We start from the raw sequence: 1124 nt of genomic DNA on the forward strand, positions 1-1124 counted from the left end.
TGCCCCGTATGTGGAAGCGTACAGCGCAGCGAACTGTGCTCCCTGCATCTGCTGCTCGGCAGCGCTCATCTCGTTGCCGAGCAACGCGACCGCCTGCGCTGCCGCGTTCCAGTTCTGCTGCGAGAGTGTCTGCTGCATCTGCGCAGCCTGCGCCGATGCGATCTGCAATCGGTTGGTGGCATCGAGGGCGCGTGCAATGGCCTCACCAGCGAGCAAACTCGCACGATCTGCGAACGCATGCGCCACCTGAGATCCGGCGCCTTCTGCAGCATTCTGTGCGACGGTGGCAACATGCACAGCAGCATCCGCCAATCCCTGCACCACCGAAGTACCCGCCTCCAGATCTCCGACCGCACCATCTGTGCCGGTCTCACCGCCAACTGCAAAGGCGATCTCCCGAGCGGCGATTTCAAGCGACAGTCCCTCTTGGACGAGCGCACCGCTTTGCTCTGCGAACACCTGCGCGGATGCAGTCGCCATCTGCGCAGACTCCACAGCTTCGGCGACTTCCCTTGATAGATCGCCCACTTGCACTGCCAGTAGTGCGCCCGCCTCAGGATCCGCGAACTCTTGACCGTTCTCTCCTTGCAGTACTTGGAGCATCCCGTCGAACGTTGATTCGAGATTGTGAAAGAGCGCTTCACCAGCATCGCGCGATTCAGCTACGTCCTCGAGTTGCGCTCGAGCATCCGCCACCCGCTCGAGTGCGGCAAGCGAAACGCCTTCCTGCGCCTGTGCGAAGAAGTTGAAGTCAAACGACGCCTCACGGATGGCTTGTGCGCCAAACAACAGACCGCTTGCGACATCCGCCGCCTGAAGCGTCAGGTCAAGCGTAAAGACCGTTGCCGCAGCTGCGTCAAGCGTCGATGCTCGACGATCCACACCAGACAATACGGATTGCAGCGAATCGAGGGCAGACTGTGCCGCCTGCAACGCTGGCTCGCTGGATGCAAGCGTGAACGCGTCGATCCGTGTTTGAAGTCCCTCTGTGGCACCCGCCGCAGCAGAAGCCGCACCTCCCGCGCCATTCGCGCTGCTCGCTGCGATGGCGGCGAACGCCGCTGATCGCGCCACGAGCAGATCGAGCGTATCACCCGAACCACTGCCTCCGAGTTGCGCAAGGC

1 protein-coding gene is annotated in these 1124 nt (G+C 62.3%); it reads right to left on the reverse strand.

Annotated elements, in window-relative coordinates; translation table 11 throughout:
- On the reverse strand, nt 1-1124 hold a 1124-nt coding region (locus FJ091_22315; protein ID MBM4386084.1), incomplete at both ends, for a hypothetical protein.

This window comes from Deltaproteobacteria bacterium, from assembly GCA_016875395.1.
Taxonomy (GTDB): Bacteria; Myxococcota_A; UBA9160; order UBA9160; family UBA6930; genus VGRF01.